The organism is Acinetobacter sp. F16 (assembly GCF_052712855.1).
This window is the reverse complement of record NZ_JBRATK010000004.1, coordinates 69,591-94,800: the sequence shown is the minus strand read 5'-3', so window position 1 is coordinate 94,800 and position 25,210 is coordinate 69,591. Positions and strand designations below refer to the sequence as shown.

General features: G+C 42.1%; 24 protein-coding genes and 1 other RNA gene. 14 read left to right on the top strand and 11 right to left on the bottom strand.

Annotation, left to right across the window (positions count from 1 at the left end; genetic code table 11):
• Positions 1-20: 20 nt before the first annotated feature.
• From ACU0NF_RS03795 to ACU0NF_RS03785, 3 genes are all read left to right on the top strand, one after another.
• On the top strand, positions 21-1,337 hold the full coding sequence (locus ACU0NF_RS03795; RefSeq protein WP_131383008.1) for a hypothetical protein: 1,317 nt from the start codon (positions 21-23) through the stop codon (positions 1,335-1,337).
• An 82-nt stretch (positions 1,338-1,419) separates the two neighbouring features.
• Positions 1,420-2,079: an adenylate kinase gene (gene adk / locus ACU0NF_RS03790; protein ID WP_370983843.1), complete on the top strand. Its 660-nt coding sequence runs from the start codon at positions 1,420-1,422 to the stop codon at positions 2,077-2,079.
• A 96-nt stretch (positions 2,080-2,175) separates the two neighbouring features.
• Complete coding sequence (locus tag ACU0NF_RS03785; RefSeq protein WP_131316340.1) at positions 2,176-2,358, top strand: hypothetical protein; 183 nt, start codon at positions 2,176-2,178, stop codon at positions 2,356-2,358.
• A 2-nt stretch (positions 2,359-2,360) separates the two neighbouring features.
• Here ACU0NF_RS03785 and nth read toward each other — a convergent pair whose 3' ends face one another.
• Both nth and ACU0NF_RS03775 read right to left on the bottom strand, forming a co-directional pair.
• Entirely contained in the window at positions 2,361-3,056 is a 696-nt protein-coding gene (gene nth, locus ACU0NF_RS03780) for an endonuclease III (protein WP_445660186.1), read from the bottom strand.
• Between the two features lie 3 nt (positions 3,057-3,059).
• On the bottom strand, positions 3,060-3,854 hold the full coding sequence (locus ACU0NF_RS03775) for an RnfABCDGE type electron transport complex subunit B (protein WP_445660185.1): 795 nt from the start codon (positions 3,852-3,854) through the stop codon (positions 3,060-3,062).
• Positions 3,855-4,199: 345 nt separating this feature from the next.
• Here ACU0NF_RS03775 and gdhA point away from each other — a divergent pair, with 345 nt between their 5' ends.
• Positions 4,200-5,546 (top strand): NADP-specific glutamate dehydrogenase, encoded by a 1,347-nt coding sequence (gdhA, locus tag ACU0NF_RS03770; protein ID WP_370983840.1) that lies wholly within the window; start codon positions 4,200-4,202, stop codon positions 5,544-5,546.
• A gap of 72 nt (positions 5,547-5,618) precedes the next feature.
• Here the strand turns inward: gdhA and ACU0NF_RS03765 are convergent, their stop codons facing one another.
• The 3 genes from ACU0NF_RS03765 to rlmH all read right to left on the bottom strand — a co-directional run bounded on the left by ACU0NF_RS03765 (position 5,619) and on the right by rlmH (position 8,014).
• The gene (locus ACU0NF_RS03765) at positions 5,619-6,383 is read right to left on the bottom strand and encodes a DUF4377 domain-containing protein (protein WP_445660184.1); all 765 of its coding nucleotides are present in this window, start codon (positions 6,381-6,383) and stop codon (positions 5,619-5,621) included.
• A 139-nt stretch (positions 6,384-6,522) separates the two neighbouring features.
• The gene (locus ACU0NF_RS03760; RefSeq protein WP_445660183.1) at positions 6,523-7,299 is read right to left on the bottom strand and encodes a DODA-type extradiol aromatic ring-opening family dioxygenase; all 777 of its coding nucleotides are present in this window, start codon (positions 7,297-7,299) and stop codon (positions 6,523-6,525) included.
• A 232-nt stretch (positions 7,300-7,531) separates the two neighbouring features.
• Entirely contained in the window at positions 7,532-8,014 is a 483-nt protein-coding gene (gene rlmH / locus ACU0NF_RS03755; protein ID WP_131266736.1) for a 23S rRNA (pseudouridine(1915)-N(3))-methyltransferase RlmH, read from the bottom strand.
• A 155-nt stretch (positions 8,015-8,169) separates the two neighbouring features.
• Between rlmH and ACU0NF_RS03750 the strand changes: the two genes are divergently transcribed.
• The gene (locus ACU0NF_RS03750; RefSeq protein ID WP_445660182.1) at positions 8,170-9,126 is read left to right on the top strand and encodes a M28 family peptidase; all 957 of its coding nucleotides are present in this window, start codon (positions 8,170-8,172) and stop codon (positions 9,124-9,126) included.
• Between the two features lie 236 nt (positions 9,127-9,362).
• Here ACU0NF_RS03750 and lon read toward each other — a convergent pair whose 3' ends face one another.
• The 3 genes from lon to ACU0NF_RS03735 all read right to left on the bottom strand — a co-directional run bounded on the left by lon (position 9,363) and on the right by ACU0NF_RS03735 (position 12,952).
• Positions 9,363-11,789, bottom strand: coding sequence for an endopeptidase La (gene lon, locus ACU0NF_RS03745; RefSeq protein ID WP_445660181.1), 2,427 nt, complete (start codon positions 11,787-11,789; stop codon positions 9,363-9,365).
• Between the two features lie 146 nt (positions 11,790-11,935).
• The gene (locus ACU0NF_RS03740) at positions 11,936-12,523 is read right to left on the bottom strand and encodes a 5-formyltetrahydrofolate cyclo-ligase (RefSeq protein WP_445660180.1); all 588 of its coding nucleotides are present in this window, start codon (positions 12,521-12,523) and stop codon (positions 11,936-11,938) included.
• Positions 12,524-12,571: 48 nt separating this feature from the next.
• Positions 12,572-12,952, bottom strand: coding sequence for a MerR family transcriptional regulator (locus ACU0NF_RS03735; RefSeq protein WP_131382998.1), 381 nt, complete (start codon positions 12,950-12,952; stop codon positions 12,572-12,574).
• An 83-nt stretch (positions 12,953-13,035) separates the two neighbouring features.
• Between ACU0NF_RS03735 and ACU0NF_RS03730 the strand changes: the two genes are divergently transcribed.
• The 3 genes from ACU0NF_RS03730 to ACU0NF_RS03720 all read left to right on the top strand — a co-directional run bounded on the left by ACU0NF_RS03730 (position 13,036) and on the right by ACU0NF_RS03720 (position 16,967).
• Positions 13,036-16,080, top strand: coding sequence for a heavy metal translocating P-type ATPase (locus ACU0NF_RS03730; protein ID WP_445660179.1), 3,045 nt, complete (start codon positions 13,036-13,038; stop codon positions 16,078-16,080).
• A gap of 93 nt (positions 16,081-16,173) precedes the next feature.
• Entirely contained in the window at positions 16,174-16,494 is a 321-nt protein-coding gene (locus ACU0NF_RS03725; RefSeq protein ID WP_445660178.1) for a hypothetical protein, read from the top strand.
• A 332-nt stretch (positions 16,495-16,826) separates the two neighbouring features.
• Complete coding sequence (locus ACU0NF_RS03720) at positions 16,827-16,967, top strand: hypothetical protein (RefSeq protein WP_370983831.1); 141 nt, start codon at positions 16,827-16,829, stop codon at positions 16,965-16,967.
• Between the two features lie 331 nt (positions 16,968-17,298).
• Here the strand turns inward: ACU0NF_RS03720 and ssrS are convergent.
• The 3 genes from ssrS to ACU0NF_RS03705 all read right to left on the bottom strand — a co-directional run bounded on the left by ssrS (position 17,299) and on the right by ACU0NF_RS03705 (position 18,421).
• A non-coding RNA gene (gene ssrS / locus ACU0NF_RS03715) (6S RNA) lies at positions 17,299-17,482 on the bottom strand.
• Between the two features lie 100 nt (positions 17,483-17,582).
• Positions 17,583-17,867 (bottom strand): cell division protein ZapA, encoded by a 285-nt coding sequence (locus tag ACU0NF_RS03710; protein ID WP_131382995.1) that lies wholly within the window; start codon positions 17,865-17,867, stop codon positions 17,583-17,585.
• Between the two features lie 2 nt (positions 17,868-17,869).
• Complete coding sequence (locus ACU0NF_RS03705; protein WP_131382994.1) at positions 17,870-18,421, bottom strand: hypothetical protein; 552 nt, start codon at positions 18,419-18,421, stop codon at positions 17,870-17,872.
• Positions 18,422-18,485: 64 nt separating this feature from the next.
• On the opposite strand from ACU0NF_RS03705, the gene ACU0NF_RS03700 reads away from it, so the two are divergent.
• From ACU0NF_RS03700 to ACU0NF_RS03675, 6 genes are all read left to right on the top strand, one after another.
• A complete protein-coding gene (locus ACU0NF_RS03700) occupies positions 18,486-19,115 on the top strand; it encodes a UPF0149 family protein (protein ID WP_445660177.1) in 630 nt (209 codons plus the stop codon).
• Positions 19,116-19,193: 78 nt separating this feature from the next.
• Positions 19,194-20,525, top strand: a complete 1,332-nt coding sequence (gene pepP / locus ACU0NF_RS03695) for a Xaa-Pro aminopeptidase (RefSeq protein ID WP_445660235.1) — start codon at positions 19,194-19,196, stop codon at positions 20,523-20,525.
• A gap of 216 nt (positions 20,526-20,741) precedes the next feature.
• Positions 20,742-21,692, top strand: coding sequence for a sensor domain-containing diguanylate cyclase (locus tag ACU0NF_RS03690; protein WP_445660176.1), 951 nt, complete (start codon positions 20,742-20,744; stop codon positions 21,690-21,692).
• A 240-nt stretch (positions 21,693-21,932) separates the two neighbouring features.
• Entirely contained in the window at positions 21,933-22,169 is a 237-nt protein-coding gene (locus tag ACU0NF_RS03685) for a DUF378 domain-containing protein (protein ID WP_131266712.1), read from the top strand.
• 472 nt (positions 22,170-22,641) lie between these two features.
• On the top strand, positions 22,642-23,850 hold the full coding sequence (gene ubiH / locus ACU0NF_RS03680) for a 2-octaprenyl-6-methoxyphenyl hydroxylase (RefSeq protein ID WP_445660175.1): 1,209 nt from the start codon (positions 22,642-22,644) through the stop codon (positions 23,848-23,850).
• The gene (locus ACU0NF_RS03675) at positions 23,847-25,088 is read left to right on the top strand and encodes an FAD-dependent monooxygenase (RefSeq protein ID WP_445660174.1); all 1,242 of its coding nucleotides are present in this window, start codon (positions 23,847-23,849) and stop codon (positions 25,086-25,088) included. Before ubiH ends, ACU0NF_RS03675 begins: the two co-directional genes overlap by 4 nt.
• Positions 25,089-25,210: the final 122 nt, after the last annotated feature.

The window sequence follows — 25,210 nt, the reverse complement described above, 5'->3', positions numbered from 1 at the left end:
AATTAAAATGGATATTATGCATGCTTGAGTACGTCAACGAATTGTGGCAAGCCTTCTTGAAACGCCCAGATTTCTGGGCAGTACTTAGCATTATTCCTGTAACTGCTTTTGTGACTTGGGCGCATGTGTGGATGGCGCTTAAAATGGTCTTTTATCCCATTACATTTTGGGGATTCCATTTAGGTCCATTACCTGTCGGCTGGCAGGGCATTGTGCCACGTAAAGCCGGCCGTATTTCAGGGATTATTACCGACAACACCTTATCAAAACTGGGTTCATTGCGTGAATTTCTGGACGCGATGGATCCGGACGATATGGCGCGCATCATTGGTGAACAGATAGGGTTTGAACTTGAACACATCATTGATGAGATGATGATTGACCGCAATGCGGTATTCTGGGAAAACTTACCTTATTCGATTAAGCGCCGTATTTATGCGCAGGCACATAAACAGTTGCCAGGCATCTTAAGAGAACTTGTGACTGAACTGACCATGAACGTCGAGTCACTTGTAGATATGCGTGAAATGGTGGTTCGGCAAATGGAAGGCGATCGCCGCTTAATGGTGAATATGTTTCTTAAGGTTGGCCAGAAAGAAATCAACTTTATTTGGCATATTAGTGCGTTAATCGGGATGTTCTTTGGTATATTCCAGATGATTGTCTGGTTTGTTGTACCCTGGCACTGGACTGTACCGTTCTGGGCAGCAATTTGGGGTTTTCTGACCAACTGGATTGCGATCTGGATGGTATTTAATCCGCTTGAACCGCATTACATCCGTTATCCGCAATTCTTTGAATTAACCAAAAACCGTAAGTTTCCTTGGGTGAAACCTGTGATTCCACGTATTGGCACCTACAATATTCAGGGCGCGTTTATGAAACGTCAGGAAGAAGTGTCAGATGTTTTTGCACGAGTAGTCACAGAAGACCTAATTACGTTAAAATCCATCATGACTGAGATGATGTATGGCGGGAAGAAAAACAAAACTCGCCGTATCGTTAAACGTCATATTAACGAAATTATGGAAACACCCCTAGTTAGAACGTCTTTACAGCTCTCATTAGGGCCAAAAGAGTACGCAAAACTCAAGACGGACTTGATCGATCGCTCAATTGAAATTACGATGGTGCCTGTATGCGACCCTGCCTTTAATGCGAGCCGTGCACAGAAAATCTATCAAATGTTTAGAGACCGTATTCTAGAGCTGACCCCAAGAGAGTTTCAGAATTTATTACGTCCTGCTTTTCAGGAAGACGAATGGATTTTGATTGTCCTAGGTGGGGTAACTGGATTTATAGCGGGTACAATCCATTTGTTTGTGGCTTTCTTATAATTAGATGCTGGACTGCATGTTGAATCAACAGATTTGACATGTATAAAGTGTCATATACATTGTTAAATGAGGATGTTTTTTTATGCGCATTATATTACTCGGACCACCTGGAGCAGGTAAAGGTACACAGGCTCAGTTGATCTGTAAGCGCTACAATGTCCCACAAATTTCAACCGGTGATATGCTCCGTGCTGCGATTCGTGAAGGTACTGAATTAGGTCTTAAAGCTAAAAGCGTGATGGAAAGCGGTGGTCTCGTATCAGACGAACTCATCATCGGTCTTGTTAAAGAACGTATTGCTCAACCTGATTGCGTAAACGGTTGCATTTTTGATGGTTTCCCACGCACGATTCCTCAAGCAGAAGCTTTGGAAAATGAAGGCATTAATATCGACCATGTGATCGAAATTGATGTTCCTGATGAAGAAATCGTACAGCGCCTTTCAGGCCGTCGTCAGCACGCAGCTTCTGGTCGTATTTATCATACTGTTTACAACCCGCCTAAAGTGGAAGGTAAAGATGATGAAACTGGCGAAGATTTGGTTCAACGTCCAGATGACCAGGAAGAAACGATTCGTAAACGTTTAGCTTCATATCATACTGAAACTGAACAGTTGGTTGGTTTCTATCAGGGTCGTGCAGCTTCTGGCGAAAATGCACCGACTTATGACAAATTGAATGGTCTTCGTCCGATTGAAGAAGTTCAAAGCGATTTGTTTGCAATTTTAGATCAATCAAAATAATTCGCATGCCTTAGTGCGGCGAATGTTTTGACATTAAAAGAGTCCTAAGTCATATTAGGGCTCTTTTAATTTGTACGATATTTTGAGGACCAACCCTTGCTAAAAATTGGCTTAGTGGCATTGATGATTTTTTTTGGTATTGTGGTATTGGCTTTAATGGTTCAAAGCTTTAAATACTTGCGCCGCGTGGAAAAGCAAGAAGCTGCAGAAAAGAAAAATAGTCAACCCGAGCGTCAGCTACATCCTAAACTACAGCAGAAAAATAAAGACAAACACTGAATTTAGATTTTATCTTCAATCATTTTTACCGGAATACTTTTCGCTGCGCCAAATTCAAAACGGTCAGGCCATTGGCATACATCTGCGACCACACATTCATAGCATTTCGGCTTGCGTGCAACACAAGTATAACGACCATGTAAAATCAGCCAGTGATGCGAGTCAATCATAAATTCTTTAGGAATCACTTTGACCAGTCGATGTTCAACTTCTAGCACATTTTTGCCAATGGCCAGACCCGTCCGGTTACTGACGCGAAAAATATGGGTATCTACGGCCATAGTCGGCTGACCAAAGGCAGTATTTAGTACTACGTTTGCGGTTTTACGTCCAACACCGGGCAAGGCTTCCAGATCAGCACGGTTATTCGGTACGACGCTGTTATGCTTCTCTATTAGTATTTTGCAGGCCTTGATGACATTTTCAGCTTTAGCGTTATATAGGCCAATGGTTTTAATATATTGCTTCAAGCCATCAACACCAAGGGCATAAATTGCTTCAGGGGTATTGGCAACAGGGAACAATTTGTCCGTGGCTTTATTCACGCTGACATCGGTTGCTTGCGCAGAAAGTGTTACAGCCACTAAAAGTTCAAAAGGGCTGGTGTAATTCAGTTCGGTTTTCGGGTGGGGTCTTTGTTCACGTAATCGCTCAAAAAATACCTGAATTTGTTTTTTAGTCATATTCTTTACAGGCATTCTTTAGGCTCCTTGCAAAACATTAAGCTGTTGGTTAAGTTTATCTAATTGTAGACGTTTTTTTGTATCTTCACGCACACTAAGCTGTTTTTCCAATTTTTTGATTTGTGTACGAATTTTTGCAAGTTCGATGGTGGATTTGGCATCCAAATGAACGGTTGGTTTGGCTTCAGTCTGGGTAATCACGATGTCTGGAACACTGTCATTTTGTGCTGAAAACTGAGCAAATAATGCAGTATCGATATTGGCACGCACCACTGGACCTTTACGGTTTAAACCTCGTTTTTCTTCACGTTGAATATGTGAATAGTAACGATTTCGCAAGTCATTTTGTTCCGCAATCCGCATGGTTTCATCGGGCACTGCATGATGCTCTGCAATCAGATCAATACAGTCGACCGGGCAAGGGGGAATGCACAATTCGCAGCCTGTGCACAGGTCGGTCAAAATGCTGTGCATGAGTTTGCCCGAGCCAATAATGGCATCCACAGGGCAGGCACTAATACATTTGGTACAACCGATACATTCATCTTCGCGAATAATGGCTTTCATGCGTTGCGGACGGCCATCACTCTGAATGGGCCAAACGCTTTCTTCAGCTTTTAGCTCGGCACGACCCAATAAATTGGCTAAGGCATCGGCAACTGGCTGACCGCCAGGGACACATTTATTGGCTTCTTCACCTTCACTGACTGCTTTTGCATAAGGCAGACATCCATCCCGATGACCACATAAGCCACATTGGGTTTGAGGAAGGAGAGCATCAATATTTTGGATGAGAGCAAGTTGCGAATTCATGAGTAGACCATGCCTGCTGAAGAAATAGCAGCATACAGAAAAGAGAATTAAAACGATGGAAACAATTTTAGCATGATTTAAGCCTTTAATCTTATGCCCGAAAATAGAGCTATAAGCGCATTATTTTCGGGCAAAATATAATAAAAACACTCAGACATCATTGCTTTAGTGCCCAGATAAAAAATGGTTATAATTAAAATAAATATATGTTATTAAATATTATTTAAGTTTTTTTAAAAAAAGGTATTGTGCTATGGTTACAAAAGCTATTTAATATTTTGCGCCAAAAATTATCATTTTTTGAAAATTTGACCAATTTTGATCCATCTTTCTGCTGAGGATTAAGTGTTGAAATATAACAGCCTTAACGACTTTCTAGATTACGTTAAATCACGTGATGCACATCAACCTGAATTTCTACAAGCTGTAGAAGAAGTAATGACTAGCCTTTGGCCGTTCATTGAAAAGAACCCAGAGTATGCTGATCATGGTCTACTTGAACGCTTAGTTGAGCCAGAACGTGCGATTCAATTCCGTGTTTCTTGGGTTGATGACAAAGGCCAAACACATGTCAACCGTGCATTCCGTGTACAGTACAATTCAGCAATCGGTCCATTCAAGGGCGGTATGCGTTTCCACCCATCGGTGAACCTTTCAATTCTTAAATTCTTAGGTTTTGAACAGACTTTTAAAAATGCCTTAACTACACTCCCTATGGGTGGTGGTAAAGGTGGTTCAGACTTCGACCCTAAAGGTAAGTCTGAAGGCGAAATCATGCGTTTCTGCCAGGCACTCATGATCGAGCTTTATCGTCACCTAGGTTCAAATACCGATATCCCTGCTGGTGATATCGGTGTGGGTGGTCGTGAAGTTGGCTACATGGCCGGCATGATGAAAAAATTAAGTAATGACACTGCTTGTGTATTCACAGGTAAAGGTCTGACTTTCGGTGGTTCATTGGCTCGTCCAGAAGCAACAGGTTACGGTACAGTTTATTTCGCTGAGGAAATGCTGAAAACTCGTGGCGAAAGCTTCAAAGGTAAAGTAGTGACCATTTCTGGTTCTGGTAACGTTGCGCAATACGCTGCTGAAAAAGCGATGTACCTGGGCGCGAAAGTGGTTTCACTTTCTGACTCTGCCGGTACTGTTCACGTTAAAGACGGTTTCACTGAAGAACTTCTTGCTGAAGTGATGGAACTTAAAAACATTAAACGTGGCCGTATTTCAGAATTCGCGTCTAAACACGGTTTTGAATACCTTGAAGGCAAGCGTCCTTGGTCAATCAAATGTGATATCGCGCTTCCATGTGCAACTCAAAACGAGTTGGATGCTGATGATGCGGCTCAATTGATTGCAAACGGCGTGATCTCTGTTGCTGAAGGCGCAAACATGCCATCTACTTTGGGTGCTGTTGAGAAATTCGTTGAAGCGAACATTCTTTATGCTCCAGGTAAAGCATCGAATGCCGGTGGTGTTGCAACTTCAGGTCTTGAAATGTCTCAAAATGCGATTCGTTTAGGCTGGACTTTTGAAGAAGTTGACGAACGTCTACATGCAATCATGAAAGAAATTCACCGCAACTGTGTTAAATACGGTACTAAAGAAGATGGTTCTGTAAACTATGTTGATGGTGCAAACATTGCTGGCTTCGTAAAAGTTGCCGATGCGATGTTGGCTCAAGGCGTATTCTAAGTCTGACTTGGTTTAAGCTTTAAAAAAACCGAGGCCATCGCCTCGGTTTTTTTATATCCGACATAAGCAGAATTAGTTTACTGTGGCACGTTCTACAGTCATGTCATGCACATAGGCATATTTAGACTGATCGGCTGCCGGATTTTTAATTTCATAACGCTTGACCCGAATCACCTGACGCTCAGCAGGATTATGCTCAAAACCTTCAATCTGGTCGTAAAATAAAGTCCAGTCTTTATCGACTTGGGTTTTTACGCCACTGTCGTTATATTTGAGTTCACGGACTTGTAAACAGGTTTGCGCTGCTACACCAGTACATAGTTTAGTTTCAGGTGAAATTTCCAGAAAAATGAGATCAGCCTGAGCATTATATTTTGTTTCCGGGGTCATTTTTCCAGTAAAAACGTATTTTTGACCGGTAGCGGAAATGACCGTGAGCGTTGGATTTTGCGGATCTTTCAGGTCTAACACGAACGGTGCCTTACGATGATCAAATAAATCTTTAGCGACATTTTCCTGTTCCATGGCTTTGGTTTCACATGCCATTTGGGTCGCCATTAAATTATCAGTCACGATCTGATTATTTTCAACTTTCCAGCTGGCTCCCATACCATTGCAGCTGGTGGCAATACCCAGACGTCCTTTGTCATCAAAATTGAGTACCAGAGGTTTAGGTGCAGTACCGGTGTGGGTGCTCCATTGATACGAAGCTAAGGTCTTATCTGCATTTTGTTGTAATACGGACACGGCAACATCTCCAACTTTTTGAATATCACCAGATTGGCAAGCTGCAAGCGTGAGAGGGAAAAGGGCAATCGCTAAAAATTTAAGTTTCATTTGAAAAGTACTTGGTTTTGAAGAATTTTTAGTAGAATAACGTATAGGCTTTCAAAAAATATGGATACATTCTGATGAATTAAGTATCAAAATGTATCCATAACTATTTTTTTGTTCACTATTGATAAAAAGTTATGAGTTAGTCGAAACGATAGATATCCATACCGAGCGAACCCATACTGAAACTGCTGTGCACGATACTAAATCGATGACCTGTACCCATGGCAAAGAACAGTGGTGCAAAGTGTTCTAGGCTTGGATGGTTGCGTTGTACATAGGGAATATTTCGCCAATCCAGTACTGCTTGATAATCGCTGTGGCTCAGTTTACTAACCACATAATTACGGAAGCTTGATGCCCATTCGGGTACATCAGCAGGTTCACCACGCCAAGCCAGCTCTGCCAAGTTATGGGTAATGCTACCCGAACCAATGATCAAGACCTGTTTTTCACGTAAGGGAGCCAGTGTTTGGCCAATTTTATAAATATCTTCAGCAGACATGTTTGTTGGCAATGAAATCTCAACCACCGGGATATCTGCCTCAGGATACATATGCAGCAATGGCATCCATACCCCATGATCACGTGGACGGGTACTGTTGGCATGTGCGCTCAAGCCTGCATTGGCTAAAAGATGCAGGATTTCTTCAGCCAGTTCGGGTTGTCCGAGCGCAGGGTAGCGCATTTCATAAAGTTCAGCGGGGAAGCCACGAAAGTCATGCCAGGTTTCAGGACGTATACTGCTACTGACTTCTAGCGCATTACTTTCCCAGTGTGCCGACATCACAATAATCGCTTCAGGTTTAGGTAAATTTACACTTAAGCGCTCTAAAGCCGGCCCGACCTGCTCTGGATTAAGCGCAAGCATGGGTGATCCATGTGAAATAAATAAACCGGGTAAAGTTTGTAAATTCATGATGATGCGCCTAATTCAAATAATATCGACTGGGGTGGTGGTGATACTCGGGTAGTGATGATTATCATGCCAAAAAGGAGATATAGAATAAATAGAGTTTATTTCAACATGTTGTTGCATAAATGCAACGATGAGAACACGTACTCAGTTATCTTCTCAGCAAAGTCAAGCGCTGAGAATGACGCTATTTCAGTTTTATAAAAAACTAAAATGAATCATTCAAGCTAGTAATTTATCCTGCACGATGGTAAGGATGATTATTGTTAATGCTCATTGCGCGGTATAGCTGCTCAATCAGCATCACTCTAACCATCGGGTGAGGCAAGGTCAGCTTGGACAATGACCAGTGCCATGCAGCGGCTTTACGCACCGCTTCCGAGTGACCGTCTGGACCACCAATGGCTAAAACCACATCATTGCCTTCAAGCATCCATCCCTTCATGGTTTCAGCCAGCTTTTCAGTACTGAACTCCTTGCCACCCACTTCAAGTGCAATCAGGGTTTCATTGTGCTTCATTGCATTTAAAATGCTGTCGCCTTCAATTTGGCGATATTTTAAAATATCCGCTTCCGAATCATTTTTCCCGCGTTTTGCCATGGGTAATTCAATAATCTGCGTCTGCACAAAAGGCTGAATGCGTTTGAAGTAATCTTCAAAACCAGTGAGTACCCAGGCTGGCATTTTTTGACCGATGGTAATAATACGGATTTTCATAAGATTCGATGATTTGAAAGTCATCGTTATTATAAACATTAAAACCGGTTTTACTTATTTTGCGCAACAAATTGAAATTGAAAAGTCGTGCGAGATGCTGCATTAATCTTCAGCAAGGGATTAAAAACGAATATAAAACAGGAACCGATAATTAAATGAGATTGAAAAATGGTCTAAATTTAAGCTTAGGGTTGAGCACTTTTCTTAGCACTCTTTTTTTAACCACTTCGACATGGGCATTGCCTAACGCGCCTCCAGCCAGTAGCGATAATTTAAAGGTTTATATGGAGCAAATTATAGGCCAGCAGGGACATCGCAATTATAAAAATATAGCAGAATTGCAACGTGTATCTGCATGGATTAAAGAACAGATGCGCCTGTTTGCTATTCCATGCCACTATCAAAACTATTCGTTAAATGGTCTAGGGTATCGTAATGTGGTGTGCACTTTAACAACTGGCCATTCTGACAAAGTGATTGTCGGCGCGCATTATGACGTATTGGGTGAACAGCAGGGCGCTGATGATAATGCTTCTGGTGTTGCAGGGGTGATTGAGACAGCACGCATTTTAGCGCAGCAGAAATCGCAGCTCGCACATAATATCGAATTTGTATTTTATACCTTGCAAGAACCGCCATTTTTCAAAACCGAGCAGATGGGAAGTTATATTCATGCCAAATCGGTACAGGCGCAAAAGGATCAAATTCAGGGTGTCTATATCCTGGAGATGATTGGCTACTATGATGAAAATCTTGTGCAGCAGTATCCGGTGGGTTTGAAGTGGGTTTATCCAAGCCATGGCAATTTTATTGCGGCAATGAGTAATCTGCAGTCTTATGAGTTGGGGGCGAAGTACTGCCAATCCATGCAGACGCTGAACCGTTTAGAGTGCCAAAGAGTGGTCGCTCCATCTTTTGTATCCGCAATGGACTTTTCTGATCATATGAATTACTGGAAGTTTGGCATTCCGGCAATGATGATCACCGATACCGCATCTTTTCGAAATCGGCATCATCACAGCAAGGGAGATACCTTGAAAACACTGAATATTGGAAAAATGGCCCATGTGGTAGACGGGCTGGTTTATAGCCTAATGGCTCAATCTGAATAATAAAAAACGCAGTTCCTTAAGTGACAACTGGAACTGCGATCAAAAGGTCATCCACCTGGAGATGTAGATGACCATTCACATAACTTGTTAATCAGAAACTTACAGCCAATCTGGGTCTCTATACTAATAATTGAGGGTCAGCGGTACATTTTTCAAGCCTATACTTTATTAATAGAGTAAAACTTTTCACTATAAAAAAAGAGAGCCGAAGCTCTCTTTTTTGTATCCAAATGCGATTAATGGCGTGCAGCTTTGCTTTCTTCAACCGGTTTTACAATCGGATTTTTGGGCAAAGGTTTTGGTGTTTCAATTAAGGCAGATGGCAAGATATCATCGATACTTTTCACTGCTTTAATTTCCAGACCTGCTTTCACATTTTCTGGAATTTCCACCAAGTCACGCGCGTTTTCTTGAGGGATGAAGACCAGTTTAATGCCACCGCGATGTGCAGCTAAAAGTTTTTCTTTTAAGCCACCAATACGCATCGCACGACCACTCAGATTGGTTTCACCCGTCATGGCAATATCCGCGCGAACTGGAATACCTGTGAAGGCAGAAACCAGGGCAGTCGTTAATGCCAAACCGGCAGATGGACCATCTTTCGGCGTTGCACCTTCAGGTAAATGCACATGGATATCGGTTTCTTCAAATCTTGAAGCTTCAATACCTAAGGCATCTGCGCGGGTACGAACGACAGTCATTGCCGCGGTAATCGATTCTTTCATGACATCACCGAGTGAACCGGTGGTAATGAATTTACCTTTACCTTTTACAGCTGCAACTTCAATGGAAAGCAATTCACCACCGACTGAGGTCCAAGCCAAGCCATTTACACGGCCCACTTGTGCTTCTTCTTCGGCCATACCGAAGTCGAACTTATGTACGCCTAAGTAATCCGGCAAGTTTTCAGCAGTCACATCGATATGCAAGTTTTTGGCTTTTTTGCTTACCGCTTCTTTCACGACTTTACGCGCAATTTTTGACACTTCACGTTCAAGGCTACGCACACCTGCTTCGCGAGTATAGCGACGCACGATGTCACGAATCGCTTCTTCATGAATAGTCAATTCTTTGCCGCGCAAACCGTTGTCCTTAATGGCTTTCGGAACCAGATAACGTTCAGCAATATTGACTTTTTCCTCTTCGGTATAACCCGGCAGACGAATCACTTCCATACGGTCAAGCAAAGCTTCAGGAATATTCATGCTGTTTGCAGTACAGATGAACATCACTTCAGACAGGTCAAGATCAAGATCGAGGTAATGATCGTTGAACTTGCTGTTTTGTGATGGATCGAGTACTTCAAGCAGGGCAGAAGCCGGATCGCCACGGTAGTCTTGTGCCATCTTGTCAATTTCGTCGAGCAAGAACAATGGGTTCTTCACGCCGACTTTGGTCAAAGACTGCACCACTTTACCCGGCATCGCACCGATATAGGTACGACGGTGACCACGGATTTCCGCTTCGTCACGCACGCCACCTAAAGCCATACGTACAAATTCACGACCTGTAGCTTTGGCAATCGACTCGCCAAGTGAAGTTTTACCAACCCCTGGAGGACCAACCAGGCAAAGAATTGGACCTTTGAGTTTTTTCACGCGTGATTGAACAGCCAGGTATTCAACAATACGTTGTTTAACTTCATCTAGACCATAGTGGTCAGCATCCAGAATCTCTTGTGCCTTGTTCAGGTTAATGCTGACTTTGCTGGCTTTATTCCAAGGCGTATCTAAAATCGCCTCGATATAATTGCGCACCACAGCAGCTTCACTTGAAGCAGGTTGCATTGCTTTGAGCTTACGGAATTCAGATTCCGCTTTTTTACGTACATGTTCAGGTAAATCTGCTTCTTCAAGACGACGCTCAATTTCGGCAACGTCATCTTCAGCACCGCCGTTCATGTCGGAAAGTTCGCGCTGAATCACCTTCATTTTTTCATTCAGGAAATATTCGCGCTGGTTTTTCTCCATTTGGCGTTTTACCGAGTCATGCAAGGTTTGTTCAATCTGTTGTTCTTCAGACTGTTGTAACAAATAAGTCATGAGCTCAGTCAAATGTGCTTCAAAGTCATCATGTTCCAAGAACTTTTGTTTTACATCGATGTTCAGCGGGACACGGGTGGCCACAAAGAACAACAGTTGCAGTAAATCATCGATTTTATTTGCAGCAGTAATCAATTCACGTGCATTACGTAATTTTGCTTCTGCATATTGTGCAAATAAAGCGCGCAGTTCTTGTACACGTGTTTCTTGAGAGTCAGCTTCGACATTGACTGTCATTGGGCTAATTGCATGTTCGGCTGATAAATATTCATCATTGTCGATGATTTTTACCAGTTTAGAACGCTGCAAACCCTCAATTAAAACTTTTATACAGTTTTCATCATTTTCATGATTCACAACTTGTACGATCTTCGCGACAGTACCGTATTGATATAAGTTGTCGTGATCAATTTCTTCTGTAAGAGAATCTTGTTGTGCAACTACAAATACGAGATTGTCACTGTTACGAGCCACGTCAACTGCTTTGATCGATTTTTCACGACCTACAAATAACGCAATTTGCATGTGAGGATAAACCACCACATCTCGTAGCGCTAAAAGCGGTAATACGCTTGGAACCTGTGTAGCTAAGGTTTCTTGATTCATAATAATTTCAGACATGGGCACTCCTAATGAGTAACAACGGTGTTGCCATATTTTTATAGTGAAGTGTATTTCAAAAATTACAAGGGCAGGGTCAATGAAAATGTATAAAAAATGAGTAAATGTGTGATTTTAAAGTGTTCCTGAGTGTCAAAAATACCAGTTTAACGTTTGAAATGTAAATATTTTGAAGGTGTAATTAAGCCATCCAGCGGTTGATCCCAAGTTTCACGATGTAAGCGTTGTTGAATCAGCTGAAAGTCATGGGCAATTCCTAAACGAAAAGGTTTTTTGCCGGTACTGGCCAAGGTTTTGTCATAAAAACCGCCACCCATGCCAATGCGTGTGCCATAGATGTCACATGCGAGTAAGGGCATGATTAAAAAGTCCAGTGTAGATACATGCAAGCCGCGATTTGCCATCGGTTCTTTCATGCCAAAAGGATGATGTGAAAATCGATTGTTCCGGTATTGTTGCTGGGTGATTTTGACCCAGTGCAACTGCTGGTTCATATTGCAAATCATCGGCAGATACACTTCTTTATGTTGCTTAAAGCAGTATTCAATGATGTGTCTGGTCTGAATTTCTCCAAAGGCATGCAGGTAAACGCCAATTTTTTTTGAATGTTGAAATGCTTTAAGGCGTAAGAGCTGGTTTAACACCTGTTGTTGAGCCTGCTTTTGGACAAAAGGGGAAACGGCTCTACGTTGATGTCGAAGTTGTTTGCGTAAAATTTTTAAATCCACTGACATCGCTTATGTGTCCCCCAAAAATACAAAAATATTCATCGAAAATGAAGTTTACCTGTTTTTAAGTTCTTTCAAAATCGGGCAGCCGCTTTCATGTGTGGTTTTACATTCATCCACCCAACTGCTTAAACGGGTTTTTAAAGCCTGCAATTCCTGAATTCTTTGATCGATTTTTTCTAACCGTTGCTCAATGACCTGCCGAACCTGTTCCCGATCATCAAGTTGAAGTTGCAGCAATTCCTGTATTTCACTGAGCTGTAGTCCTGCATCTTTACCTTTTTGAATAAAGCTTAAAGTTTCAATGTCTTTGTCATTGTAATAACGATAACTCTGTGTGGTTTCCGGCACCCGCATTAAACCAATGCGTTGATAATAGCGAATGGTTTCGACATTGACCTCACACTGTTTGGCGAGTTTTCCTATGGTAAGCATAAAAGCTCCTCAATATGACTTGACTCTGTACCTAGGTACAGACTTTATGCTAGCACAATTAAAGAACAAAACAGGTGAGTCTGATGAATGAGCAACAAAAATCTCCTTGCTGTAAAAAACATGATTCAGCCCTTGAATTAATTAAGGTTGATCCTGTTTGCGGGATGAAGGTATCTGAAGATTCAGCGCATTCTTTTGAATGTCAGGGAAAAAAATATTTATTTTGTTGTGATGGCTGCAAACAGAATTTTGTCAGCAATCCTGAAAAATATCTCGTATCAGACAATAAGTCTGTTTCCGGTTGTGGCTGTGCCAGTAAAGCCAAAGTAGCTGAAAAAACAAGCTTATGCTGTGGCAGTCAAAAAACACAACAGCAGCAATATATCGATCCGGTCTGTGGCATGAGCGTGACCGATTTATCCAAGCCGCATACTGAATATTCAGGGCAGACTTATTATTTCTGCTGTCAGGGCTGTTTAAGTAAATTTCAGCAAAATCCTCAACATTATTTGGAAAAAGATAAAATCCAAGCCTCGGGCTGTGGCTGTGCATCGAAATCTAAAGTAGAAGAAAAAAAATCGTGCTGTGATCAAGCAGATCAAATCTCTGGATCAAATCCGCAAACAGTTACAGATCTGGTCTGCGGTATGCAGGTCAAAACAGATTCTAGATTTCATTCACAGTTTGAGTCACAAGACTATTACTTCTGTTCTGAGAGCTGTCTAAATAAATTTAATCAGCAACCTGAGCAATATCTGCAAAGCACTTACAAAGCATCATCCTGTTGTGGTTCACAAGCAAAAGCAGCAAAGGAAGAAAAGAAATCCAGCTGTTGTGGCGGAGCGCATCCTTCATCATCTGTTGCAGAGGTTGACCCGGTATGTGGCATGTCGGTAGATAGGTCAACCGATTTAAAAACAGATTATCAGGGTGAAACTTACTATTTCTGTAATCCATCCTGCCTAGACAAGTTTAAGGCTGATCCTGAATTTTATCTGATTCCGGCAGATCAGCGACCTGTGCCCGAAGGTGCCGCGGATATGGATTATACCTGTCCCATGGATCCTGAAATTGTGCAAAAAGGACCGGGAACCTGTCCCATCTGCGGGATGGCTTTAGAGCCGATGCAACCGACTTTAAATGATGCACCGAATCCTGAACTGGTCGATTTTAGCCACCGTTTCTGGATGACTTTACCGCTGACTTTAATTGTCTTTGTATTGGCGATGGGTTCGCATATTCATGCCTTTATTCCGCAACATATTCAGCCGTGGATTGAACTAGTGCTTTCTATTCCAGTGGTACTCTGGGCGGGTAAGCCATTTATCGAGCGTTGCTGGATCTCCTATAAAACCCGCAACCTGAACATGTGGAGCTTGATTGGTGTCGGAGTACTTGCAGCCTTTGTTTACAGTGTGATTGCGACCATTTTTCCATCCCTGATTCCTATGCAAGCCAAAACTGGTCATGGGGTTGCAGTGTATTTTGAAGCGGCGTGCATGATTGTGTCCTTGAGTTTACTTGGGCAAATCATGGAGTTAAAAGCGCGTGCCAAAACCGCAGATGCGTTAAAATCCTTGCTGAAACTGCAACCGCATACTGCAAAGTTGCTGCAGCATGACCAAGTAGTTGAAGTTGATATTGGCATGGTGAAACAAGGGGATATTCTTCAAATTTCTTCAGGTGATCAAATTCCACTGGATGGCATTGTGGTGGAAGGTAAAACCTATGTGGATGAAGCGATGATGACCGGCGAGCCTGTACCGGTTAAAAAAGAAATAGATGACCGGGTGATTGGCGGTACGGTGAATCAGCAGGGCAGTATCCGCATTCAGACCACGGCAGTGGGTGCCAATACCACCTTGGCGAAAATGATTCAAACTGTGGCAGAGGCACAGCGTTCCAAAGCGCCGTTGCAACGTCTCGCCGATGTATTTGCCAAGTATTTTGTTATTGTGGTTTTAGCCATCAGTATTTTGACCTTTATCGCCTGGATGGTTTTTGGCCAAGCACAGTTTGATTTGGCGCTCATGTGCGCAGTGGCTGTACTAATTATTGCCTGTCCATGTGCTTTAGGGTTGGCAACACCGATGTCGGTGATGGCAACCACAGGTCGCGCAGCACAAAAAGGCGTATTGTTTAAGGATGCTGAAGCGATTGAAGCCTTAAGCAAAGTGACCACGCTAATTATTGATAAAACCGGAACCTTGACCGAAGGTAAACCAAGTCTGAACGAGATTAAACTGCTTTCAGATACAGTACAGCAAGCGCAAGTGGAACAATGGATTGCATCGATTGAACAATACTCTACTCATCCGATTGCACAGACTTTGACTAAACTGGTTCCTCATCATCGACTGATTAAAGTGGATGATTTTGAAGATGTCACCGGTTTTGGTGTCAAAGGGCAGATTGAAAATCAAATACTGTATGTGGGGAGCCAAAAACTGATTGACCAACTGGGTTTAAAGCTCAATGAAACGATTCAAACACGACTTGATCAGCAAAGATCGAAGGGCAATGTGATCAGTTTCTTGGCCAATGAGCACGAAGTTTTGGCCTATATTTCGATTCATGACGCGGTTAAACACAATGCACACCAGGTCATTGATCAACTGATTGCTGATGGTATAGATGTGGTGATGGCAACGGGTGATCACGAACAGAATGCCAGACTGGTCGCGGCAGAGCTGGGTATTCAGCATGTCTATGGCGACTGTAGCCCGACCGAAAAGTTAGATATCGTGAAAAAATATCAGGCTCAAGGAAAAGTTGTGGCAATGGCAGGGGATGGCATTAATGATGCACCTGCACTTGCACAAGCGAATGTCGGAATTGCGATGGGTAATGGTACCGATATTGCCAAACAAACTGCTCAAGTCACCTTGGTCAAAGGGGATATTCGCGGTGTGGCAGATGCCCTTCATATGGCGAAACTTGGCGTGAAAAACATGAAGCAGAATTTGGCATTCTCTTTTGTCTATAACGGCTTGGGTGTGCCTGTTGCAGCCGGTATTTTCTATCCATTGACGGGTTTATTACTGACTCCGATGCTTGCCGCTGTGGCGATGTCACTCAGTTCTCTATCCGTGGTGATTAATGCACTACGTTTGCAAAAGTCTGAATAGTACTGAAAAGTGAAGCATGGATATAACGTACCCAAGATGAAAATCTTGGGTGCTTTCACCTATTTTATTGAAATTACGGGCTTTTGATTGGATGTGTGCCATACTGCAGGCTCAAAAAAATACTCACAGGTTCAAATGCCCAATACAAATTCACTGGTAGCGATAGAACAAATTTATAATTTTTTAAAAGTAACGCCTAATTATAAAATGAATAATCAGTTTGATAAGTTAAAAGATTTTTTCTTCGAACTGAACGATCACAATATTGGTGATTTTGAATCTCCTGCGCCATTAAAATTTATATTTAATTTTAATAAATCCTGGATATCCATGGATGCTGTGGCAGCTCCAGATTTTAACAATAAAACATTATTCCTAAGTTGGGTCACTGCAAGATTAAATATTATGGCTTAAAAAATGCCTATGTTTAGCTAGAGGATCTTTTTAGTTAGAGGACATTGAGTTTCAGATATAGTGAAAACCAGCTCAAGCGGTGCATGGTTTTATGCACTAATGATTGCTGCTCATGATCAGGAAATACACTCTGAGCAAAAGTTTACCAAACTGTCATTATCACAATGGCAGTTTTTTTATAATATAAAATTTTAGCTCATACAGCAGTCGAGTACCAATAGTCATTAAGGAAAGAGTCAGGTTTCGGGTGTACCGTGAACATCGAGCTGCACTGGATGACTAAAAGGATGACTAAAAAGTAATTTTCATAGTTATTGATAAATGGAGTGCATATGACTAATCAGCAAAAGAATGAAGCAAATCCACAAAAAGAATCTAATCGGGATAAAGGTAAAAAAGATCCCAGCCAGCATTCTGTTCCTCCGAAAAAACCAAATGAAGAACCTGAAAATCCGCTCAAAGAGCAAAAATAAATTTTTATAGATACGATAGGCTCTAATTCAGATTAGGGCCTATTTTTTGACTATATACTTTGATCTTTAAAACAGATGATGAGGTTGAACCATAGATTCTGGTCTTAAATTCTAGTCTCTAACAAAATAAAGGGTAATTGAATTGAACGAATAAAGGTCTTGTTTAGGTTCTTTATGGAATGTGAATGAAACTTTCTAACGATGTACTACAGCATGTAGCCATTTTTATTAAGGATATGTTTTTGGAAAATAAGGAAAAAGTCTTTTTATAATTTGTCTAAGTTCTATGACGTTGTTATTTTCTATGCGTTGTTATTTGGAAATTAAATAAAACACTCCGAAGATGCCGCTGCATGTCATTACCCTTGAACCCTAAAGTTCAAGGTGGACGCGGCGCATACTTGCTGGGTTTCCTACACGAAGGTAGGCATACACTCTAAATATACAGAACGCATCCGGGGATGTAGATATCGGCTCAGGGGAATCTGACTCGCTGGCGAACATCTCAGAGATGGAATAAGTATAACCAATAATCACGTATTGGCAAATCATCCGTGTGCAGGAACTGTAAACTTAGATTTCAACTGTCGATACTTTACCCAATTTTAAGAAAAATTAAGCCAAATCATCCACATCTTCTAAAATGGTCGCAAGTAAGCGCTCACATTGGGCATACTCTTGCAATGATTTATTCATCGCGAGCACCTCTTGCATCAGCTCCAAAGCCACCATAATGATCAGTTTAGTCGGCTCTAGACGTGGGGCTTTACGGCGGAAATCATCATATTTTTCATTTAACAATTCAGCCGCACGTTCCAAATCACCTTTTTCGGTTTCAGTGGTGGCTAAACGAAAATTATGTCCCAATACACGCAACTCAACCGCAATTTGTTCACTCATGATTAAATGTCCTCATTGGCTTCTGTTGGGTGAGCAAGTTGTTGAATCTCTTGCGCGTGCTGATCTTGAGCAGTACCTAAAATAGACAAGCGTTGAATAATCGCTTCCACCTTGGCTTTGGCATGTTCATTTTTTTGTAACAATCTTTCTCGTTCTTGCTGCAAACCTTGAATTTCCTGTTGAGCAAGACGCTGTTCATTTTGCATTTTTTCTTTAATGATACGTAATTCATTACGTTCAGCCAGAATTTCCTGAAAACGATTCTTAAGATCGGTACAACTTTTTTCCAGGCGACTATAGCGATCCGCTAAAGAGGTTGCATCGGTATTCAATTGCTTGAATTGGGACCGCGCATCGCTTAATTGCTCGCTTAGATCATCTATTTCTTCTTGTTTCTTGGTAATAATGCCGTTCTTTTGCACAATTTGGGCATGATGATGCTCGGCAGAATTTTCTTTTGCCGCGTTGAGTGCACTATTTTCACTTTCATAATGCGTAAGTCGCGTTTTTAAAACGCCAATATGCGCCTGTAGACGCTGTAATTCTTCTAACATATCGTAGTCGCACAGTATTGCAAACAAAGGTAATATATACGAAGTATAGAGATTGGATAAACGAATGCAAGACGATATTTCAGGTTGGTCGGAATGGCACCACAATTTTTCAAAAATTGAAGAGATTTCAAGCCCTAGTGAGTTACATGGCTTACTTACAGGTATTGTTTGTGTTACTCAGGCACCCACCAGTGATGAATGGCAACAAATTTTAGCAACCCTTGAAATTCCAGCATTGGATGAGCAGGTTCTAAATCTGCTCGCAGATGAAGCAGAAGATATTTCTCATGCTTTATCAGACGATGAACTCGACTATTTACCCTTGCTTCCCGATGATGAACACGTCCTTGCGGACCGTGTCCAGGCATTAGCAGATTGGTGTGCAGGGGTGGTACTTGGTTTTGGTTTGGCTTCAGGTCATATCCGTCAAGATGAAGTCGAATGGATTGAACATCTTCAAGATGTTGCAGCAGTCGAGTTTGAAGAATCTGACGATGATGAAGAAGGCGAAGCAAGCTATCAGGAGCTTTATGAATTTGTGCGCCTGATTCCTGTTAGCCTATCATTGGGACGCAAGAAAGTAGAAATTTCAGAAACGCCCTTGTTGAAAAAGCTTCGACCGCAATTGAAAAGCGCAGCTTCAACAGAGGCAAGCAGCGTTGTAGAAATGTTTACGCCACATCGTCCGAGCTAATTCGGGCGATTCGGGTTCAAACAGGCTATTTAAAAAAGTTATAAACTCCACTCATAAAAGACAAAAGTAAACTCAATGATGAAACTGACTCAAGCAGATTTTCAGGAACGTCGCGACCGCCTGGCAGAAGAAATGGGTCCGCACAGTATTGCGATTATTGCCACCAGTCCGGTTGCCATGCGTAACCGCGATGCAGATTATAAATTTCGTGCGGACAGCGGCTTTTTTTACCTGACGGGATTTGCAGAACCTGAAGCAGTGGCTGTCATTGAGACCTTTGAGTCGATTGATGAAGGTTATACCTATAGCCTGTTCTGCCGTGAACGTAACCGTGAAATGGAAATATGGAACGGTTACCGTGCCGGTGTAGATGGCGCAGTCGATGATTATGAGGCTGATGAAGCCTATGCCATTGACCTGCTCGATGAAGAAATTATCGAGAAATTGCTCGATAAACAGAAACTGTTCTATCGCATTGGTCAGCAGGCAGATTTTGATGCACGTGTAGCAAAGTGGATTGTTGAGGCCAATGGCGAATCACGTCGAGGTACCTCTGCACCTGCAAATATAATTCAGCTGGATCGTATTTTAGATGAAATGCGTTTGCACAAATCAGAACAAGAAATTAAGTTGATGCAACTTGCATCGAACATCAGTAGCGAAGCGCATACCCGTGCCATGCAAACTGTGCGTCCAGGCATGATGGAATATGCACTTGAAGCAGAAATTAATTACATTTTTGGTAAAAATGGTTGCGTGCCTTCATATAACAGTATTGTCGGTGGCGGAGTAAATGGCTGCATTCTGCATTATGTTGAAAATGACAAAGAACTGAACGATGGCGATTTAGTCCTGATTGATGCGGCTTGTGAATATCAACTGTATGCATCGGACATTACCCGTACTTTCCCGGTCAATGGGAAATTTAGCCCTGAACAGAAAGCTTTATATGAACTGGTTTTAAAAGCACAGCTGGCTGCAATTGATGCCGTTCGTGTCGGTAATTCCTACAAAGAGCCGCATCATGTTGCTGTTCGTATTATGGTTGAAGGCCTGCTTGAACTTGGCTTAATGCAGGGTGACATTGATGACATTATCCGGACTGAGTCTTTCCGTCAGTTCTACATGCATGGCACGGGTCACTGGCTGGGTATGGACGTGCATGATGTCGGTTCATATAAAATTGATGGTGAATGGCGTGCCTATGAAGAAGGCATGGTCGTCACCGTTGAGCCGGGTCTTTACATCGCACCAGATGATGAGACAGTCGATGCGAAGTGGCGTGGTATTGGCATCCGTATTGAAGATGATGTGATCGCAACTGCAAATGGTCCATTGGTACTGACCAAAAATGTTGTGAAAACGGTAGAGGACATTGAAACGTTAATGGCAAAAGCAAAAGTAGCCTAAGCGATTTTTTAGGATGAAAAGCCGGTCAGATGATCGGCTTTTTTATTATTGTATATTTACAATAAATTTTAGGAACTCTATCACGTGAACATGAAATGATTTTGTAAACTATCTATGCTGATTCAGCAGAACAGGGATTATTTTGAGTCCAAATATTATATGATAACTTTTTAAATCTCCTGCTTCGTGTCATTTCGAACATTATGGGCTGTGTTCATGCATAACATTAAATTTCAAAACTTTGTGGAAGCTGCTAAACAAGTTCTTAAATATCTTCATGAACACTTGGGTTTTGGCTTGTGGATGATCACCCGTGTCGAGGGCGAAAACTGGATTGTTTTACAGGCAGAAAATGAAAAATATAATGTTAAGGCAGGGGATGTTTTTCGTTGGGCCGATTCATTTTGCTACCATATGGTACAAGGCAAAGCGCCAAATATTGCTCCCTGTGTGAGTGATATTTCCCTGTATGCATCAGCACCAATCAATCAAGATTTATTGATTAAATCTTACATTGGTCAGCCATTATTTAATGAAGATGGTTCTGTGTTTGGCACCATTTGCGCAATTGATACTGAAATTAAGGCTAATGATATTTTAAAAGCTGCGCCTTTGGTGGAGCTATTTGGCAGTTTATTAAGCTCTATCCTGCAAAGTGAATTACGTGAAAATCAGCAACGCCGATTACGTGAACGTTTTGAAGTTGAAGCTTTAACTGACGGGCTAACAGGATTATATAACCGCCGTGCCTGGAATCGTCTTGTTGAGGCAGAAGACGGCCGATGTCAACGTTTTGGTTTGCCTGCGACGATTTTTAGTATTGATTTAAATGATTTGAAACAGGTCAATGACCAATTTGGTCATGAACAGGGCGATCATCTTATTCAGATGACAGCAGAACTGTTGTTGAAAACCACGCGAAGCAATGATGTGGTTTCGCGTTTAGGTGGTGATGAATTTGCTATTTTATGCCCTGAAATGTCGCTGATCGATGCACAAGCTTTGTCTAAGCGTCTTATCGATATCTTTTTAGAGAACAATATTCATGTTGCAATCGGATATTCGACTCGACAATTAGATTCCGATTTACATGAGGTGTTTATTAAAGCGGATACAAATATGTATGAACATAAGCGGCAAGTGAAGCTAGAAAACGCGACCGTTTAGGTACTCATGCTGATACCAATAAATTTCAGTAAAAGCCGCTCAGTTGATCGGCTTTTTTATTTACGTTTATCTCGAATAACTTAAATAAAACCAACCTAGTTAAAATTTAAAGCTTAAAAATTGACACGAATTCAACATAGAAAATCGGTTTTTAGCATCAAAGCAACATATTAAATCTGCTTTGCTTCTCATACTTTCTCTGATCCTCAAATAAACTTAAACAAGAGCGGGAGAAAAATTATGAGATTAAATACTGTAGACTGGATTGCTTATGCTTTAACCATTATTGGTGGCATCAACTGGGGCTTAATTGGCGCATTTGATTTCAATTTAGTCGCTGCAATTTTTGGTGAAATGAGCACGCTATCTCGAATTATTTATATCTTGGTTGGTTTGTCTGCACTTTACCTGATCTATACAGGCACGAAATTAGGCAGAACCGTACATCATACGGACTCTCCAAATATTGTGCGTTAACGGCCCATGATCAAAGAGATAGAGCAACATGAATCCTCATGAGTCGATTGTTGAGTCATCCATATAATCGACTTATTTTGATGAGCTAATATTTGCCCTACTCGATAAAAACGGAGCTTAAGCTCCGTTTTGTTATGGCGATGAATTAGATGACGCATTAGAAAATAGATATGTATCTGCTGGATGTATTTGCATAGATCCAGCGTTTAGTCCCCATCGCTTCAACATATTTTTTCAAGATCGAAATTTTTCAAGATCGAAACTTTTCAAAATCGAAGTTTTCAGCTCATGCATACGCTTTTTAAGTGCTGAAATTAAGTACTGAAAATCATCTGAAATTTACCCATCTTCCTATATCACTTACAAGCAAGGTACTAATTCATTATAAAAATAAAAATTTTTGAGCTAATATAAAATTAATCAAGATTAGACGTATCTAAACTTTGTAGATACCGCAGATAAGGATCAAAACATGCAACAAGAGGTCATCATTGTTGGTGGTGGTATGGTGGGGCTGAGCCTCGCTTTGATGTTAGCCAAGGCAAATATTGCAGTAAAACTGCTCGAAGCCATCAAATACCCAAATTATGATGATGCCAATCTTGCGCCGTATCACTCCAGTTTCGATGCGCGAAATAGTGCTTTGTCACGCCGCAGTGTGCAGATCTATCAGGAACTTGGGCTTTGGAATGCCTTGCAAGAGCATGCCACGCCTATTTTTGAAGTCCATATTACCGAACAAGGCAGTTTTGGTAAGGCTCGACTAAAAGCTGAACAGGAAAAAGTCGAAAGCTTTGGACAGGTGATTGAAAATGCCTGGCTCGGCCGTGTGCTACTCACAGAAGTCCGAAAACAGCCATTGATTGAACTCATTGATGGGGTGCAAGTCACCTCACTCAAGCAAGATGCTGATCAGGCCCATATTGAAGCGGTACGCGGTGAAGAAAGCTTATCTTTACAATCAAAGCTGGTCATTGCTGCCGATGGTCGTGACTCTTTCTGCCGTAAAGCCTTGGGCATTGGCGCAGATGAGCATGATTATGATCAAGTTGCTATTGTCACTACGGTACAAACCTCTAAGCCACATCATCACGTCGGTTTTGAACGTTTTAGTCCGCTTGGGCCTTTGGCACTTTTACCCTTACCGGGGGAATACCGTCGTTCAGTGGTCTGGCCGGTAAAAAAAGGCACTGAAGCTGAATGGCTCGGTGAAGAAAATGATCAACATTTCCTGGATGCCTTGCAGGAAACCTATGGTGACCGAGCTGGTAAATTCCAGAAAACCGGTCGCCGTTTTAGTTTTCCATTGTCACAAGTATTGGCCGAGAAACAAGCCATTGGCCGTGTGGTGCTGATGGGCAATGCTGCGCATACCATTCACCCCGTTGCAGGGCAGGGCTTTAACTTATGTATGCGTGATGCCTATGTTCTGGTTCGTTCGCTTAAAGAACAATTATCCAAATCAGCAGATATTGGTGAGCCAAGCATGTTACTTGCTTACGAGGAGGCACGATTAACCGATCAACAACGTGTGATCAAGTTCTGCGACACTGTGGTGCGCGGTTTTAGTAACCAAAACCCGCTGCTTAAACTGGTCCGCAATACTGGACTACTTGCTTTTGACATGATTCCGGGCGTAAAACCGTTGGTGGCAAATTACGCAATGGGGTTAAAAGCATGAGTGACGTTCTAGATGTGCTAGATGTTGTGGTTATTGGCGGTGGTCTGGTCGGTGGTTTGACCGCATTACTGCTGGCTCAAGGTGGTGTTCAGGCGACTGTACTCGATGCTGCCCCTGTTTTAGATGAAGCAAAAGTTCTTTCTGTTGCAAATCCACGTGTTTTGGCACTCAGCCAAGCCACCATTCATTTGCTTAAAACAGTGCATGTCTGGGAAAAGCTTGCCCGCCAGATGCCCTATAGCGGTATGCAGGTGTGGAATAAAAATGGCTATGGTGAAATCAATTTTGGACAATCCAGCCAAAACACACCCAGTGCTGAACATACTTTAGGTTCGATGGTGGAGCCGAGTGTTCTGAATCTGGCCATTCAGCAAAAAATGCTGGAACAGCTACAAGATTATCGCACCCAAGTCAAAGTCACACGCATAGAACAAGGGGTGGGCATTTGGCATATCCATCTGGCAGATGGCACGCAGCTTAAAACCAAACTGGTGATTGGGGCCGATGGGGCAAATTCATTTGTCCGTGAACAAGCCTTTATTGATCTGGATATCCTCGATTACAAGCAAGCAGGTTTGACTTGCGCCATTCGGACCGCACAGCCGCATCAACATGTAGCCCGTCAGATTTTCCTGGAAACCGGACCTTTGGCGTTTTTACCGATGGCCAGTTTAAAGGCAGAACAAGGTGGTCATTGGCAATCCATTGTCTGGACCTTACCCGACGATTATGCGGAAGAATATGCCGCTCTAGATGATGCCGCGTTTACTGCACTTTTAACCCGTGAAAGTCATCACATGCTGGGTGAGGTATTGCAGGCTACACCACGGGCGCAGTTCCCGCTTAAAGCACGTGCTGCACAGCAATATGTGAAAGCGGGCTTGGCCCTGATTGGTGATGCTGCACATGTAATTCATCCGCTCGCTGGGCAAGGGGTCAATATTGGCTGTTTAGATGCGGCCATTTTATGTGATGTGTTGCTGCATGATAAAAAGCGTGGCGTATGGGCACATGAACAAACCTTGCAGCGCTATGAACACCGTCGCAAAGGTCAAAATGATGCCATGATGCACAGCATGTCTGCGATTGGCTGGATGCAAACCACCGGGCTTTTCCCTATAGTCTGGGCGCGAAATTTCGGCTTAAAACAGGTTGAGCAACACAGCGCTTTAAAAGATGCCTTTATGTCTCAAGCCAACGGATTACAGGCCTTAAAAGACACTTGTTATGCAGTTTGAAACTGAACAGCTGCTTTTTGTACAAATATTCATATAAGTTTACTTTTTTGATTAAAAAAGATACGATTTTTTCGTATTTAACTCTATGCGAAACGATCAGAGATTGCTAAATTTCTTCCTAA